The sequence below is a fragment of the Gephyromycinifex aptenodytis genome (genome assembly GCF_012277275.1).
In the GTDB taxonomy this organism is placed as follows: Bacteria; Actinomycetota; Actinomycetes; order Actinomycetales; family Dermatophilaceae; genus Gephyromycinifex; species Gephyromycinifex aptenodytis.
On record NZ_CP051155.1, the window covers coordinates 2,155,590 to 2,171,260 of the forward strand.

At 66.3% G+C, this 15,671-nt stretch carries 16 protein-coding genes; 11 read left to right on the forward strand and 5 right to left on the reverse strand.

The genetic code is table 11. The features are described from left to right. Positions 1-176 precede the first annotated feature (176 nt). The 4 genes from G9V96_RS09300 (at position 177) to G9V96_RS15405 (ending at position 4,259) form a co-directional block, all read left to right on the forward strand. Positions 177-641: an NUDIX domain-containing protein gene (locus tag G9V96_RS09300; RefSeq protein WP_168582775.1), complete on the forward strand. Its 465-nt coding sequence runs from the start codon at positions 177-179 to the stop codon at positions 639-641. A 260-nt stretch (positions 642-901) separates the two neighbouring features. Continuing rightward, a complete protein-coding gene (locus G9V96_RS09305; RefSeq protein WP_168582776.1) occupies positions 902-1,612 on the forward strand; it encodes an ABC transporter ATP-binding protein in 711 nt (236 codons plus the stop codon). Positions 1,613-1,614: 2 nt separating this feature from the next. Continuing rightward, complete coding sequence (locus G9V96_RS09310) at positions 1,615-4,032, forward strand: ABC transporter permease (RefSeq protein ID WP_168582777.1); 2,418 nt, start codon at positions 1,615-1,617, stop codon at positions 4,030-4,032. A 101-nt stretch (positions 4,033-4,133) separates the two neighbouring features. Then, complete coding sequence (locus tag G9V96_RS15405; protein ID WP_404861442.1) at positions 4,134-4,259, forward strand: hypothetical protein; 126 nt, start codon at positions 4,134-4,136, stop codon at positions 4,257-4,259. A gap of 148 nt (positions 4,260-4,407) precedes the next feature. Here G9V96_RS15405 and G9V96_RS09315 read toward each other — a convergent pair whose 3' ends face one another. Together G9V96_RS09315 and G9V96_RS09320 are read right to left on the reverse strand one after the other, a co-directional pair. Continuing rightward, positions 4,408-4,698, reverse strand: coding sequence for a WXG100 family type VII secretion target (locus tag G9V96_RS09315; RefSeq protein ID WP_168582778.1), 291 nt, complete (start codon positions 4,696-4,698; stop codon positions 4,408-4,410). A 21-nt stretch (positions 4,699-4,719) separates the two neighbouring features. Further along, positions 4,720-5,055 carry a WXG100 family type VII secretion target gene (locus G9V96_RS09320; protein WP_168582779.1) on the reverse strand — a complete coding sequence of 112 codons (336 nt, stop codon included), beginning with the start codon at positions 5,053-5,055 and terminating at the stop codon, positions 4,720-4,722. Positions 5,056-5,785: 730 nt separating this feature from the next. Here G9V96_RS09320 and G9V96_RS09325 point away from each other — a divergent pair. The 3 genes from G9V96_RS09325 to G9V96_RS09335 all read left to right on the forward strand — a co-directional run bounded on the left by G9V96_RS09325 (position 5,786) and on the right by G9V96_RS09335 (position 8,118). Beyond that, positions 5,786-6,586 carry a GTPase domain-containing protein gene (locus G9V96_RS09325; RefSeq protein WP_168582780.1) on the forward strand — a complete coding sequence of 267 codons (801 nt, stop codon included), beginning with the start codon at positions 5,786-5,788 and terminating at the stop codon, positions 6,584-6,586. Between the two features lie 231 nt (positions 6,587-6,817). Then, positions 6,818-7,174 (forward strand): ArsR/SmtB family transcription factor, encoded by a 357-nt coding sequence (locus G9V96_RS09330; protein WP_168582781.1) that lies wholly within the window; start codon positions 6,818-6,820, stop codon positions 7,172-7,174. Continuing rightward, positions 7,171-8,118, forward strand: a complete 948-nt coding sequence (locus G9V96_RS09335; RefSeq protein ID WP_168582782.1) for a cation diffusion facilitator family transporter — start codon at positions 7,171-7,173, stop codon at positions 8,116-8,118. The genes G9V96_RS09330 and G9V96_RS09335 overlap by 4 nt, the downstream gene beginning before the upstream one ends. A 76-nt stretch (positions 8,119-8,194) precedes the next feature. Here G9V96_RS09335 and G9V96_RS09340 read toward each other — a convergent pair whose 3' ends face one another. Beyond that, on the reverse strand, positions 8,195-10,576 hold the full coding sequence (locus G9V96_RS09340) for a hypothetical protein (RefSeq protein ID WP_168582783.1): 2,382 nt from the start codon (positions 10,574-10,576) through the stop codon (positions 8,195-8,197). 814 nt (positions 10,577-11,390) lie between these two features. Here G9V96_RS09340 and G9V96_RS09345 point away from each other — a divergent pair. The 4 genes from G9V96_RS09345 (at position 11,391) to G9V96_RS09360 (ending at position 13,678) form a co-directional block, all read left to right on the forward strand. Beyond that, positions 11,391-12,287 carry a thermonuclease family protein gene (locus tag G9V96_RS09345; protein ID WP_226913254.1) on the forward strand — a complete coding sequence of 299 codons (897 nt, stop codon included), beginning with the start codon at positions 11,391-11,393 and terminating at the stop codon, positions 12,285-12,287. 203 nt (positions 12,288-12,490) lie between these two features. Beyond that, positions 12,491-12,865 (forward strand): hypothetical protein, encoded by a 375-nt coding sequence (locus G9V96_RS09350; RefSeq protein ID WP_168582784.1) that lies wholly within the window; start codon positions 12,491-12,493, stop codon positions 12,863-12,865. A 106-nt stretch (positions 12,866-12,971) separates the two neighbouring features. After that, the gene (locus tag G9V96_RS09355) at positions 12,972-13,451 is read left to right on the forward strand and encodes a DUF2975 domain-containing protein (protein WP_168582785.1); all 480 of its coding nucleotides are present in this window, start codon (positions 12,972-12,974) and stop codon (positions 13,449-13,451) included. After that, a complete protein-coding gene (locus tag G9V96_RS09360) occupies positions 13,451-13,678 on the forward strand; it encodes a helix-turn-helix domain-containing protein (protein ID WP_168582786.1) in 228 nt (75 codons plus the stop codon). Before G9V96_RS09355 ends, G9V96_RS09360 begins: the two co-directional genes overlap by 1 nt. A 4-nt stretch (positions 13,679-13,682) precedes the next feature. Here G9V96_RS09360 and G9V96_RS09365 read toward each other — a convergent pair whose 3' ends face one another. Beyond that, complete coding sequence (locus G9V96_RS09365; RefSeq protein ID WP_404861417.1) at positions 13,683-14,489, reverse strand: ABC transporter ATP-binding protein; 807 nt, start codon at positions 14,487-14,489, stop codon at positions 13,683-13,685. Continuing rightward, positions 14,477-15,664, reverse strand: coding sequence for a FecCD family ABC transporter permease (locus G9V96_RS09370; protein ID WP_210424374.1), 1,188 nt, complete (start codon positions 15,662-15,664; stop codon positions 14,477-14,479). Before G9V96_RS09370 ends, G9V96_RS09365 begins: the two co-directional genes overlap by 13 nt. Between the last annotated feature and the right edge of the window lie 7 nt (positions 15,665-15,671).

A 15,671-nucleotide genomic window follows, 5' to 3' on the forward strand; every position in this document is an offset into this window, starting at 1 on the left:
GAGCGCCCCGAAACGCACGGTCTAAGACGGCCGGGATGGCTCGTGCAGGCAGTCGCGGCAGGAGTCCTCCACCAAGGTTGACGGTGGAACCAGCGGCGGATTCTGCACCAGCGCAGAACGTGGCGCGCCACCCGTACCTGTGCTCTCATTGACCCCACCTGAGCGAACGGAGCGCCATGTTCACCCTGCCGGAGATCCCCGTGTCGACAGGCGCGATCATCCTTGACGCGCAGGGGCGGCTGCTCATCCTCAAACCGACTTACAAATCCGGGTGGACGATCCCCGGCGGGATCATGGAAGCCGACGGGGAAACCCCCTGGCAGGCGTGCCGCCGCGAAGTAGGCGAAGAAACCGGCCTCGAGGTGCAGCGCGGACACCTCGTCTGCGTCGACACCCGACCCGCGAAGAAGGGCCGCAAACTCGGGCTGCGGCTGCTGTTCCACTGCGGAGAAGTCAGCGACGAACAGATCACGCGCATCCAACTGCAGCTGGAGGAAATCAGCGAGTACAGGTTCGTCGCCCTCCCCGGAGGTATCGAACTGCTGCGCCCCGCCGTGCGGCGCCGCGTCAGCCATGGCCTCAAAGCGGGGGCCCGTTGCCGCTACCTCGAGAACGGCAAGCGCGTCGAGGCCCTCAGCTAAGGCTCACGTCATAGTCGACGGCGACCGAGGCGTGGTCGCTGATCCGCTGCTCATAACTCGGCGCCCGATCAACACGCGCACACCTGACTCTCCGCGCCAGCCCCGACGTACTCGCAGCAGCTACGCCCTGGGGTTGACCCGCGTGCCCACCGTGCGACTCAGGGAGCAGGGCGACTCTCAGCCCGTCGCACGATCCGCCCGTAGCAGCGCTCCTCCTAACGTCATGAGCTCACCGAACATGACGCAGACGCGGAGAGATCATGCAGCCTCCTGACCGCCTAGCCCTACGAACGGCGAAATTGACCAAGGTCTATGGACACGGGGCAGCCCGCGTCACGGCGCTGGACGCCGTCGATGTCGAGATTGACGCCGGCCATTTCACCGCGATCATGGGGCCGTCAGGTTCAGGGAAATCCACGCTCATGCATGTGGCGGCAGGCCTGGACACCGCCACCTCGGGACAGTCCTGGATCGCAGACACCGAGATCACCTCGCTGCGCGATGACGACCTCACCCGCCTACGCCGCGACCGGATCGGCTTCATCTTCCAGGCCTTCAACCTCATGCCCACCCTGGACGCGCGGGGCAACATCCTGCTGCCGCTGAAACTGGCCGGGCGCCGCGTCGAAAGCGCGTGGTTCGACGAGGTGATCACGGCGCTGGGTATCGGCGACCGGCTCACGCATCGGCCCAGTGAACTCTCCGGCGGCCAGCAGCAACGCATCGCGATCGCCCGCGCGCTCATCACCCGGCCGCACATCATCTTCGCTGACGAACCCACCGGCGCCCTCGATTCGGCCTCCGGTGAAGCCATCCTCGGTTTCTTGAAGCGCAGCGTCACCGACCTCGGTCAGAGCGTCGTCATGGTCACCCACGACCCCACCGCCGCCTCCTACGCGGACCGGACCCTGACCCTGGGCGATGGCCGCGTGGTCGGCGACACCGGCACCGTGACCCGCCAGGAGGCCTGAGGGTGTTCGCCTATCCCCGTCGTCTCCTGGCGACCGCCCTGGCCATCGTGCTCGGCGTTGCGTTCGTCACCGCAGCGCTCGCCCTGGGGGCCACGCTGTCAGCGACGATCGAAGAACAAGCCGCCGGAACAATCGGCGATGCAGCCGTCGTCGTCACAAGATCGCAGAACAGTGACTCACCACAGATCAGCGTGCCGTACCTGGAATCCCTCAAAGCGCAGCCGCGAGTGGCGCAGGTGCGCGCCACCCAGAGCACCCTTCTCGTACAGGACCTCGGCGGCCGCACGTCGATGCTCCGCGGTCGCAGCGTCCCGGCCGGGGCGCAACTGAGCCGCGGACGGCTACCGGCGGGCCCCGGCGAGGTGGCTATCGACCAGGTCCTGGCCGAAGCCCGATCCGCCAATGTGGGTGCGACCATTACGTTGGCGAGCCCCGGCGCGTCAGCCAGGGCTCTGGTGGTGGGCATCGTTGAGCCCAGCAGCAGCGAGCCCGCCTCCGGGTTTCCGACCCTGTACGCCGCCGACTCCGACCTGTGGGCATGGTCGGGGAACGAGGGCTACGACGAGGCTCTGCTGAGCGCCGTCCCCCACACCACCCCCCAAGAACTGCTTACCCAGCTGGAGTCCCTACCCGGTTCCGGGGACTACATCCTGCGCACCGGGGAGCAGGAGAAGGCCGAACGGGTTTCCCAGACCGACGCCGGCACTGGAGTGATTGTGGGGCTCATGCTCGGCTTCGCCGCCGTCTCGGTGCTGGTCAGCGCCATCGTCATCGCCAACACCTTCTCGATCCTGCTCGCCCAGCGGGTGCGCGAACTTGCCCTGCTGCGCTGCGTGGGGGCCAGCCGCCGCCAGGTGTTCGGCTCGGTCCTGCGAGAAGCGATGCTGCTGGCGGTCATCGCCTCCGTCATCGGTTTAGGGCTGGGGCTGGGCATCGTGGCCGGCCTGTCCGCCCTTTCGAAGGGCACCTCGATGGAGTTGGCCGGGCTGAGCCTGGACCCGGTGACCCTCCTGGCGCCGCCCCTGGTCGGCGTCTTGGTCACCGGAGTGGCCGCGTTCGCGCCTGCTCGACGCGCCACCAGGGTGGCGCCTTTGGCGGCGATGCGCCCGCTGTCCACGCCCAGCTCGACCACCACCACTGGGCGGCTACGGATCCTCATCGGGCTTGCTTTGGCGCTGGCCGGGACGGCGGGCCTCGTCGCCGCTTCACGGGACCCGAACCTGCCCCTGGGCCTGGCCACCGGAGCGATCTCCGTCGTCGGGGTACTGATGCTTGCGGTGGTGCTGGTGCCCGCGATGGCCCGCCTGCTCACACCGGTTGCCGCCCGCCTGGGCGGACTGCCCGGGCAACTCGCGGTCGACAACTCGCGCCGCAACCCGGCTCGGGCCGCTGCCACCGCCTCCGCACTGTTCGTCGGGGTCACCCTCATCACCTTGATGAGCGTCGGTGCTGCCAGTGGGCAGGAGAGCGTGGCTCGCCAGCTCGATCGGCGCGCCCCGGTCGATGTGGTGCTCACCTCCAACCAGGCGAGCCTGCCTGCTTCGGCGGCCGAGGTCGTCGCGGCGCTGCCCCCGGTCGCGGCGGCGGTTCCGGTGACTCAGGGGTCAGCCACGATTGTGCTACCCGGTGGACAGGAGACGCTCTCGCTGGTGGGGGTCGGGCCGACGGCCCACCTTGCTTACCGCGACCAGAAGACCCTGGCCGGGGTAAGCGATCGCAGCATCATCCTGGACCCGCAGTTCGGCGCGGCGGAAGGCTCAACCGTGGCGGTGCAGTCTCGCAGCGGCGCGCCTATCCGATTGCGAGTCCTCCACGGCAAAAAGGGGATGGCGGTGGTCTCTACCGGGACCTTGGCCCGGCTGGACCCCTCGGCGAGCACGACGGTGTGGGCCAAACTGCGCCCCGAGGCTGACCCCACCCGCGCCATCGAGCAGATCCGAGAGGCGCTGGCAGCGCATCCCGGGCTCGAGGTCGATGGCGGCGCACTGCAGCGAGCCGCTCTCAACGCCCAGGTGCGGATCGTGTTGTACGTCGTCACCGGCTTGCTGGCGGTAGCGGTGCTGATCGCACTCGTCGGGGTCGGGAACACTTTGTCATTGTCGGTTCTCGAACGCACCCGGGAGAACGGTTTATTGCGGGCGCTGGGGATGACCCGGCGGCAGGTGCGTTCCATGTTGGGGATCGAAGCGGTCGCCCTGGCCGGGATCGGCACGCTGCTCGGGATCGCGCTCGGCATCGGCTACGGCCTGGCCGGCGCGTACGCACTGCTGGGCGCGGAGGTACAGATCGTGCCGCAGGTGCCGTGGACGCGGTTGGGGCTGGTGGCTTCCGTGGCGATAGCCGCCGCCTGGCTGGCCTCGGTGTTGCCCGGTCGACGCGCCGCCGCAGTCTCCCCCGGCGCGGCGCTGGCCAGCGAGTAACCCCTACGGATGTCGACAAGCCCTACCGCGGGAGGCGCTGCTCTGGCCCGCGGTAGGCCCCGCGAATACGAGCCCGGACCACACTGGAGGGGTGCTGCACTATCTGGGCCCTCGGGCTGGCGCTAGGTCTGCTGCGGGCGTTCCACGGAAACATCTGGGGTCCGATGGCGCTGCACATGAGCGTGAACACGATCGCCTCCGCCTCGTTGCTGGCCGCGTTGGTGTGAATCGGTCCTCTGCGCGGCAGCGCAGTGATGGCCGACGGAGTAAATAGCGGCCGACGGGAAACTGCGAGCGCACCATCGGGAACAGCTTTGCCTGTTTCCCCGCCCGAGGTAGAACAGCATCGAGCCTCGATGTTGCGCGCGGCGACCATCATCCTTGCAACGCGCTGCGAACCCGCGCTCTCATCTCATCGACGGAGACGGTGTTGCGCCCCAAACCCGTTTTGATTTGCAACAGAATCGCGTTGACCTCCGCGGCGGCAGTGTCCCACTGCGTTTGGATTCCTCGGTAAAGGACTTGCTCGTCGCCATCCCAGTTGGCGCACACCTGACTGACGAAGGCCCCCAGTTCGGCAAGGTTGGCCTCCAACGCCGAGGCGGTTGCTGCCAACCCGGCTTCGGCGTCGCGGGCAATGGCGGAGTCGTAACTGACAATGCTCATGCGTTCTTCTCCTTTGTGGGTTCAGCTACGGAACTTCGCGGCGTCCCAGTTCGCACCCGCGTTGAGGCTGTTGATGTCGGCCGCCTGTTGAGCCTGACCGGAGTCATAGATCTGCCCGGAGGTGCCGACCCGCCCGCGAATGCTCTCCAGTGACTGGTTGAGGTCACGGGCGGCCACCTGCCAGCGAGTTTGCACCTGATCGAAGGACTGGAAGGAGGCGCCCTTCCACACCCCCGGCAACGCCGAGAGGGAAGACAGGAACTGGTTGAGGTTGGCGTTCATCGCCGCCACCGAGGCGTCGAGGTTGCTGGAGTGCCGGTTGATCGCGTTGTCGCTGATCGCATATCTGGTTCCCATGTGGGCCTCCCCTATGGTGAAAGTACGGTGAATAACGGCGGGACGGACCCTCGAACGCGGCATTCGCGCGACGGACCGACGGGCACAGGTAGGGCTGTGTTTACTGTGGCTGCAGGCCGTGAACCTTTGGCTGCGAGCACGCTACACAGCCACCTCCGGCTCGCGCTCTGCTCACCCCCAGCCCCTATGAGAGGCGGCCTCCGGACTGCCTTCTCGCGCACGGACACGCCGCAACCACAACGCGATTCGTGCCGGAAAATGTTATGCACCGCTGTGGATAACTCCGTGGATTACATCTTTTGCAGCGCCCTTACCCATTGTGAAAGACAAGTGGCCATCGGGGAAAAGCAAGCTCGCCAGGACGCCCTTTGATCCTTGGCACCATGTGCGCCGCACTAACCGAACCCCGCAGAAACTTTCCTCCCGCGCGCCCCCGGGCTGCGCCGTGCCCCGCCCTGCCTGGGAACGCTACGCACCACCGACCCGGCCTCGCATGCCTACCCGCCCCGGCGCAGAACTGGACCGATCAGCCGCAAGTGCGATCGTTGCCTGCGGCACTGGCCCGGCAGGCAGGCCTCAGGCATCGCGACGGTCACCGGCGCCCGAAGGGTGCGTCTCGACGAGCTACCGGATGCGACACTCCGAGGCCGTGCGGGGGGCCTGTGCGAGCGGAGGGGCCCTCGCGTGTGATGGTGTGGAACGGCAAACGACAACGATGAGGTGAGCTGAGATGACGGCACTCCCCCCACCCCGTTCTGGCGTGGGCTCTGCGGCCCGCGGCCTGACGGCCCTGAGTGCGGGCGCGGGCAATGTCATCGTCGCGCTAGGCGCCGCACCGCGAAAGCTCTCGCATCGGTTCCGGCAGCGTTTCCCGCTCGTAGCCGTCACCGGTATGAGCGGCGTCGGCAAGACTCGGCTCGTGGACCGGTTGAGTCGCCACTCTGGCGCTCCTGGCGGAGAGGAGACGGGCTCGGCGGTGATGGAGCGGCGCACTCGTCGAACCGCGCGCGGCCACGGTTTCCGGTTCCGGGTCGTCCCCGGCGACAACGCCGCCACCCGGCTCGGCGCCTTGGATGACGTCTTCCACGACGAGCCCGTCGACGGGGTGTTGCACGTGGTCGCCTACGGCCATGCCACCCCTCGCAAGGCGGTCGGGGTGGATGAACCTGCCTCCACTGGGCGAGAAGCGCAGTTGGCCGCCGAACTTGAGGATTGGACCATCACCGGCCACCTCATTGCTGCAATGGCAGTGCGTAGTGACCGCCCCGTGTGGCTGGTCATCGTCGTCACCAAGACCGACCTGTTCCCTGATCAGGTCGAGCAGGCCGTGCGGTACTACTCCCCGGGCAGCGGCACCCCGTTCGGGAACAAACTGGACGAGCTGCGCGCGCTCGCCGGCGGGGCCCGGCTCTCTATCGACGTGGTCCCGATGAGTGTGCCGACCGAGAGCGAGCCCGCAACCTCGAGCGCCGCCAAGGACCAGCTTGCAGGCCTGGAGCGCCGGATGGCCCAGCTCAGCGGGCACGTCTGAGTCCGACATCGAGGGCGGCGGTGCCCGTGGCCAGGACCGTCATCGACATCGAGGGCGGCGGATCGCGTTCCGCCTTGGGTAGCTAGCCCGCCCCGGGCTCTGCGCGTGCGAGGACACGTTCGATGCCACCCCCACTGCATCCAGCGGTCGGCGAGGCCGACGATCCGGCTGGCAACACGACCCCAGCAGTAGCAGGTTCCCACTTCCGGCCATTACCGATATCATCGCCGTATGACGATGCCATCGCCCAAAGTAGTTGAGTTAGCGGCGGCGCTACATCCGGCCGCCGCCCTGTTCAAGGGGTTCGCCGACCCGAACCGTCTCGTTATCACCCAGCACCTGCTGCTCGGTGAGCACCGGGTCACCGATCTGGTCGAGCATCTCGGCCTGGCCCAGTCGACGGTCTCTGCGCATCTTGCATGCATGCGCCAATGCGGACTGCTGAGCACTCGCGTCGATGGGCGAGCGACCTACTACTCCCTGGCGCAGCCGGAGTTGACCCGCACTCTGCTCACCGCAGCGAGCGCGCTGCTGGCCGCGACCGGAGGGGCGGTCACCCTATGCCCCACCGTAGGAGCCAACCCATGAGCGCCGGCCACGGCCACGGACATGCCCATGGGCATGGACACGACCACGGTGCTGCCAGCGCCAACCGCACTCGGTTGGCCATCGCCCTCGGCATCACCGCCACGATTTTCATCGCCGAGGTCATCGGCGCGCACCTGACGAACAGCCTGGCGTTGCTCGTGGACGCTGCGCACATGTTCACCGACTCGGTCGGTCTCGTCGTCGCTTTCCTAGCCGCCACTCTCATGACGCGCCCGGCCTCAGCGAAACGCACGTGGGGCTGGCAACGCGCGGAGGTCATTGCCGCTTCCGGGCAAGCTGCCGTCCTGCTCGTGGTCGGCGGCTACGCGGTGTACGAGGGCGTCACCCGTCTGCTCTGGCCACCGGAGGTGTTCCCCGGTGGGCTGGCTCTCATCGGTCTGGTGGGATTGCTGGGCAACCTGGCTTCCCTGCTCGTCCTGTCCGGTGGGAGATCGCACAACCTGAACATGCGCGCTGCCTTCCTCGAGGTCGCAAATGACGCCTTGGGCTCGGTGGCTGTTCTCGTCGCGGCGGGAGTGATCGCCCTCACCGGGTGGATGCGCGCCGACGCGGTCGCGGGGTTGGCAGTCGCGGCGCTCATCTTGCCCAGAGCGCTGCGACTACTACGGGAGTCCGGAGCCATCCTGCTCGAGTCCACTCCCGAGGGCTTGGATCTGGACACGGTGCGGGCCCACATACTCGGCCTGCCTCATGTTGTCGGCGTGCATGACCTGCACGCCTCAACGGTCGCGAGCGGGCTACCGGTATTGACGGCGCACGTCGTCCTGGACGACGAGTGCTTCACCGACGGCCATTCTCTGGAACTGCTCGCCGACGTGCAGCGGTGCATGGCAGAACACCACGGCGTAAGCATCGAGCACTGCACCCTCCAGCTCGAGTCGGCGGGGATCGCCCATGAACACCTGGAGCACCTGCACGCCTGAGCGCAGCCTCTGCACACGACTGTGCCGCACCCCGGTTTCCCGGGGTGCGGCACAGTTCTGTGGTGACTATCGGCGCTCAGGAGCGGCCGAGATAAACCTGGTTGATGTTGCGCTTAGGACCCCACGGCTTACCGGGGGTGGCATCATCGCCGAGTACCCAAGCCATCGTTACCGTCTGCTTGGGTTTGACCTGGACAGCGCGGTTGAGCGTGAGGACGTCACCGATCGGGGCCTTGGTCTGGGCATTGATCGCCCCGATCAAGGTCCGCCACGATGAGTTCTCGGGGACCTCGACCCGCACGATCTGCCACTTGGAGGCGCCCCACAGCGCGCGGTCCTCGCGGTAGCCCAAGCGGCCGTCTCGGGCCAGGGAGTTGACGATCCGTGCCTGCTTGGCCGTCCGCGGCGTGTAGTTGTCGACCTGGGCGTAGAGAACCACGTTGCCCTTGGCATTCGGGCGCCCAGCGAACAGGTGCGAGGTCAGCGGGCTGGCCTTGTCCAGCAATTTCTTGTCAACCGGGGCGTTGAACGGCGGCAGCGGTTTCTTGTTCGGGATCGGCTCTACCGCCGGCGGGTTTGTCGGTTTCGGAGCGCTCGTGGTGGGCGCATCAGTCGGCTTGGGTGCCACGGGCGGCTTCGGGGACGGGGTCTGCGGCCCGGACGGGGTCGGTGCCTGCGGCGATGTCGGGTCCGAGGTCGGGATCTTAGCGTTGTTGACCAGTTCGAAGGTTGCCTTTCCCTCTGGCTTGGCCGGATCGTCCTTGACGTTCAAGACAGTCCAGTTACCCAAACCCCATTCCCAGCCTTTGAAAGCCGCGAACGCGGACAGCTCCTTCTGCTTGGCCTTCTCCGGTAGGACCCACCCGGTGGAGTTCTGGCAGACGGCGGCTTGGCTCTTACTCGGGGTGTACCCCTGCGGTGCGCGCTCTTCCCACACACGTAGGCAGTATTGGAAATCACCCTTGTTCTTGGATGTCTCGAGCACCTTTGCGGCGTCGATGAAATTCTCTGTGATGCCCTTACTGGAGAGCGCGGCGTTCACGTCGTCGCCGCCTACCTCCTCACACGTCCAGGAGGCGGCACCGCTGCTGAGGGTGCACAGTTCGGCTCCGAACTGGGCGCCGGTGCTGGGCTCGCCAGTGATGAGAGCCCGCTCGCCATCGACTTTCCGGAACACCATCTTCTCCGTCGTCCACTGGTCGAGGGGTTCGCGTTTATTCACCAAGGTGATGGTTGTCTCCCCGATGCGCTCCTCCTTCTCGGCCTGCAACCCATCGGGGGTGCCCTTACTGGTCGGCGTCGCTTTCTTCGTCACCTTGAACTGGTTGGGATCGGCCTTGAAGGACCCGCCGCCGCCAGTGAAGGTAGGGCGTTTGTTCACAACGCGCCAGTCGCCGAGCGTCCAATCCCAGTCTTTCTTGATGGAGCCGATTTCCTTCTGCTCCTCGGAATTGGGGACCACCCACCCTCGCACCGTCTGGCAGAGGGTCGCCTTGGTGGTGTTCCTGACGAAGCCGCTAGGCGCCGATTTCTCCGACAGCCGAATGCAGTGGGTGATCGGCTGGTCGAGATTGATGCCATTGTCGAAGACGTTCGTCTGCGGCTTGGCTTCTCCGGAAGATTTGATGCCACTCAGATTCCAATCACCCTCGAAGTCGCTGCAGCTCCAGGCGCCGTTGACGTCGCGCTTGCATGATTCTCCGTCGAAGACGGCACCGACCCCTTTCGACCCTGAAATCAGATTGCCCTCCGGGTCGACCTTCCGGATGGACATAGCTTGGGTCTCCCACTCGCCGGCCGGATCCAGGTGGTGGTTGTGCAGCGTGATGGTAGTGGAACCACGCGTCGGGTTGTCCTTGCTCCGTGTGTTCGTCACGCTCCAGGAGCCCAGGTCGGCATTCCACTGCCAATTCGGGAAGTCCGGGGACAAGTTCAGAGCAGCGCGTTGCGCCTCATCCGGGACGACCCAGCCTTCGGAGGTCTGACAGACCGCCATCTCGGTTTTATCGTCCTTGAAGTCGTCTGCCTTGTAGCGGGCATACAGGTGCAGGCACGCATTCAGGGGCTGGCCCTTGACAGCCACCGACGGGGCGCCGAGGTTCCTAATGAAGGCATCGGTGTAGCCGCGCTCACCGATGTCATTGTTCATCATTTGGTAAATGCCGCTCGACGCGTCATTAGTGTCGAGGCTTTTACACGACCAACCGGAATCCTCGTTGTTCCGTGCGCAGTATTCCCCTCCGAAAGCTGCGCTCAGGTTGGTTCCTGGAATCAACGCCCCGTCCTGGTCTACGTTCTGGAAGACCATCTCGGCCGTCGTCCACTCGTTCGTTCCCGGCTGGACCGCACCCTTTTCCGAACCGGCGTCCTCGGCACTGGCACCGAACGCCGACGCGGCAATGAGGCATGAGGCAGACGAGGCAGCGAATACGGTGCGTGCCCTTTGTGCTCGTGTCATGTGTCGTGTCTCTCTTATCGCTGTTGTCGTGGTTCATCGTTGTGTGCGCAGTTGTGAGGTGGCGTGCACCACCTGTCCCGCTTCAGGTCTCACGAAGATCCGGGGGATCTGCCCGAAAGCTCTTGTCTTGGCTCGCTTTTGGCGCGCACAGCGAGCAAGCTCATTGCCTATCCGCGCATCCCGGACGTAGGGACCGGTTGCTGAGTTAGTTCTCAGAGCGGCGGACGTCGACCTCCTCTTCGGCTAGCGGGTCCATACCAGGCACGAGGTCTGGATGAGACTGGGCACTGCTCTTATCGGCCGCCGACTCGGAATTCTGCGTAGGTAGGTCCACCTAATAAGGTGCACTGACTAACATGTCCCGGCATTAACAGTGACCGGGAGAGTGAAGGCCAGCAGCAGGACTCTGGCGCTTAGGTGCTCGGGGCAGAAGCCGATCTCCGCGACCGCAGGCCTGGTACCTCTGGCAACCGAGTCGATCCCTCGGCCAGCACCGCAACGAAGGCTCAGGACTACCCCAGGTCGCATCCGCAGGACACGTCGAGGTCGCTGCCCGCTTGGCGGTCAGGCATCGCCCAGACCCACCTCGCCCAAGGCGGCACTCGCATGTGACGGTGACAGGACGTGGGGGCGCGGCGTGGGCTGAGGGTGATCACCCCTCTCCTGATCGGCGCAGCGGGACTGCTGCGGCCGATCAGCCCTTGCGACGGGCACCGCCAGGGCAGCACCGCCCACTCCTAGAGTGCTGGACGGAACGGAAAGGCTCACATCCGCACAAGGACCTGCGATGGGAACTGTCATGGGGAGAGGTCAAATGCGAGGACGCAACAATGCGGTAGGCCTGTGTCTCGCGCTCCTGATGAGCGCAGCCACGGCTGGCTGCAGCATTCCAGGCTCTCCTGAAACCCATGGCCCCGACCCCGCCGAGAGCACCACGTTCGCAGGGTCGCTCACCCTCTCCCCGGACGACGGCTCGGGAAGAGCGACAACCAGCGCCGGGGCCTCGCCATCCAAGCCCGCAGCAGCAGAAACGAGTCGAACGGGCAGCACCCGGCCTGAGGCCGACCCTGGCCTGGTCACCGTGGTGGGAGTCAGCGACGGAGACACCATCCGGGTGCGCCTGAACGGGGAGGTCGAAAAGGTACGGGTCATCGGGATCGACACCCCGGAGATCGGTGAATGCTTCGCTGCACAGGCCACGGCGCAGATGCGGACTCTGCTCGCCGACGGCCCGGTCCGCCTGGACGCCGACCCGACCCAGGCCGAGCGAGACCGCTACAACCGGCTACTGCGCCATGTCAGGCTTGCCAACGGGACACTCGCGGCGCAGGAGCTCATCGCCGGCGGCTATGGACGTGAATACACCTATGACGCGCCCTACGCACATCAGTCGGCTTTCCGCGAAGCCCAGGCGCAGGCACAACGGGCCGGACGGGGAATCTGGGGCACGGACTGTCCCGCAGCCAATGCCGGGGGCGCGGGAGAGAAACACCCGACCGCCCCGCGACAGACGAAACCGGAAGCTCAGGGCGCGCCGAAGGGCAAGTGCGCCATCAAGGGAAACATCAGCCGGGGCAGTGGCGAAAAGATCTACCACGTCCCGAGCGGGGACTCCTATCAGCGGACACAGATCAGTGAAAGCAAGGGCGAACGCTGGTTCTGCAGTGAGCGCGAAGCCGTCGAGGCCGGCTGGCGCCGGGCTCGCGACTGACGCGACGTAGCTCGGCAGACCCGGGAGACACCACGCCCCGTCGAGGTCTCTGACTGCCTGCTGACGGACGCAGCACAGCGCACCCACCGCCACGGTGCGCGTTGAACGTGGGCGCGGGCGCACCGGGGTCCCACTGTCGATGCATTTGGACAATGGTGGGCGCGGCACCTGGGGAATCGCCCCGCATCCGCCGATGGGGAGGCGTGAGCGTTGCGGGGGTGGAAGGCACCGATCCGGTCCGAGGATCAGCAACTGCGGCGGCGACTGGCGCCCCCGCGGGCCCTGTCGCACCCACCGCAACCTCGGCCACCGGGGGCGGGCGAAACCCCAATCCGATTCCCCCAGAGGGGTTCCACTCCCCGGAGCTCACCTCGGGGTTGCTTTCCGAGCACGTCGAGCCATGGCAACGCGAAGAGCTCGGACGCTTGGGTCGGATGCTGCGCATGCAGCCCCGCGACATCCTGGACACGCTGCGCTCGGGGCGGGACCTTGGCTTTCTGCTCGCTGCCCGTCGCCTGTCCTCCTGGGTCTTGCATGGACAGTTCGACAAGGGCCTGCTCATCGACGCCCAGGCCTGAGGCTGCACACGGCCAACACTGCTTCGGCGGACACTGAGGCTCATCCCCGCCGCACCGGGGGTAGCAACCTATTGATTTTCAATAGGTTTATATTGAAACTCGATTCATGACCACGAGATTTACCCTGGTGACCCTGCGGGTTCTGCTGCTTTTGGGGCTGGCGATCGCGATGGCCGTGCAAGTGATCGTCCTGCCGGTCCTGTCCGGCTGGATGGCTGAGAGCTACCCGGAGGTCGCGTATATGCGATGGCCGGTGTTGACGTTGACGGTGCTGGGCCTGCTCTTCGGGGAGGTCGTCCTCGTCGCGACCTGGAGGTTGCTCGACGCCATCGCCTCCTCGCAGATCTTCGCCTCCACCTCCTTCGCCTGGGTGGACGGGATCATCTGGTCCCTCGCTGCGGCCACCGCCGTGTCGGTGGCCCTGTTCGGGTACCTGACCTGGGTCGGAATCGGACCGATCACCGTGCCGGTGCTCGCGCTCCTTACCGTGCTGGCGGCGCTGGGCATGCTGCTGCTCATGATCGTCATGCGTAGCCTCTTGCAGCAGGCGAGCGCCCTGCACACGGACATGGAGGCCGTCATCTGATGCCGATCGTGGTGCGCATCGACGTCGAACTCGCCCGCCGCAAGATGTCCGTGACCGAGTTCGCCGAACGGGTCGGGATCACCCCGGCCAACGTCGCGGTACTGAAGAACGGACGCGCCAAAGCGGTGCGCCTGTCCACCCTGGAGTCCATGTGCGAGGTGTTGAACTGCCAACCCGGGGACCTACTCGAATGGATCCCGGAGACGGCCGACCGGCAGCCCGGCTAACGGATCACCCCTGCGGCGGCGGTCCGCCCTCGACATCGGTCGGCTCGTAGGTCGGGGCCAGTACCCGCCCGGCGCTGTAGTCCAGGGCCTCCATGGCCACCGAGTACACCGCCGAGACCTGCGGCACCGTGATCACCTCGGCCGGGCTGCCGACGCGGTGAATGCGCCCAGCGTCCAGCAGCATCACCTCATCGGCGTACCGCGCAGCCAGATCCAGGTCGTGCAACACCGCGATGATCGTCAGCCCGCGATCGTCGGCCAGGTGACGCATCAGATCCATGATGGCCAGTTGCGCGCGCACGTCCAGGGCTGAGGTCGGTTCATCCAGCAACAGCACCTGCGGTTCCTGCGCCAACGCTCGGGCGATCATGACCCGCTGCCGTTCGCCGCCGCTGAGACTGCGCACCGACTGCTCGGCCAGATGCGCGATGTCCAGCAACCCCAGCAGATAGCCGAGCAGGCCGTAATCGCCCTCGCGCAAGCGCCACGAGGCGTGCGCATGACGTCCCAGCAGGATCGTCTCGGAAACGCTGAGGTCAGTACGTACTTCATCCTGTTGCGCCACATAGGCCTGCACCCGCGCCAGCTGCGCCGGCGGGCACGAAGCCGGGTCCAGATCCTGTACCCGGACCGTGCCTGCATCCGGCGCCAACAAGCCGGTGAGCAGCCGCAACAGCGTCGATTTACCCGAGCCGTTCGGTCCCAGAACCGCAGTCATCCGCCCGGTGCTGAACGAATGATCGATATCGACGAGAAACGGCTCGGCCGTGTAGGAGAACGACACGCCTTCAACAGTGATCACGACCGCCACCCGGCACTTCGCGACGACAACAGGAGGTGGATGAAGAACGGCGCCCCGATCAAGGACGTGATGATCCCCACCGGGATCTCCAAGGGCGAGAAGACGTTGCGGGCCAACGTGTCCGCCACCAGCAACAACAACGCTCCGCTGAAGGCTGCCGCAGGGATGAGCACCCGATTGTCCAGACCGACCAGCATCCGCGTGATGTGGGGAGCAACGAGCCCGACGAAACCGATGATCCCGGAGAACGCGATGCACACCGAGGCGATCAGCGTGCACAACACGACGCAGACGCGGGTGGTGCGCTTCACGTCCACACCCATGGTTCGAGCCAGGTCGTCCCCCAACGCAACGGCGTTCAACGCGGTCGCATACCGATAGATGAACACCGTCGCGACGAGCACGACCGGCCCGAGGATCGCCACGCTGCGCCAACTGGCGCCCCAGAAGCCACCCATCAGCCACAGCATGAGGTCGCGCAGGGCCGCCTCGTTGGAGATGTATTTCAACGAGGCCAACCCGGCGGAGAAGAGCGAGCCGACGGCGACACCGGCCAGCAACAAGATGGTGACCGAGCCGCCCGCCCAACGGCCGATCAGCAGCACGGTCGCCATCGCGACGCTGCCGCACACGAAGGCCGATATCGAGATCAGGGCCTGACCTTGCGCGATGAACTCCGGACCCCAGATACGACTACCGAACACGATCCCGATCGCGGCACCGAACGAGGCTCCGCTGGAGATTCCGAGGGTGTACGGCTCTGCCAGTGGGTTGCGCAGCAGGTTCTGCAGGACCACTCCGCTCATCCCGAGCGCGACGCCGGTAACCAAGGCCATCAACACCCGTGGCGCCCGGATCGACCCGACGACATACGCCCCGGTGGGGTCCAGGGCGTCTGCCTGCCCTGCCGCCCACCGGAGGATGTCGATCGGCGACATCTGGATCGTCCCCACCGTCAACGCCACCAGTGCCATCACCACGACAGCTACCGCCAGCAGCACGGTCGCGGTGACTCGCCTGCCCCACCGCCGCCGGGCGGCGGCGGTGAGTCCGGCGGCACGATCGGCCTGCGACTGCGGATCCTCGGCCACCCACCTGCGCGGATCGGCGTAAGAGCGTCGCCGGGGCTGTGCCGGATCCTGCGGAGCGGCCGCGGGGGCGCCGCGCTCAACGCGCGACGCCACGTGCGAT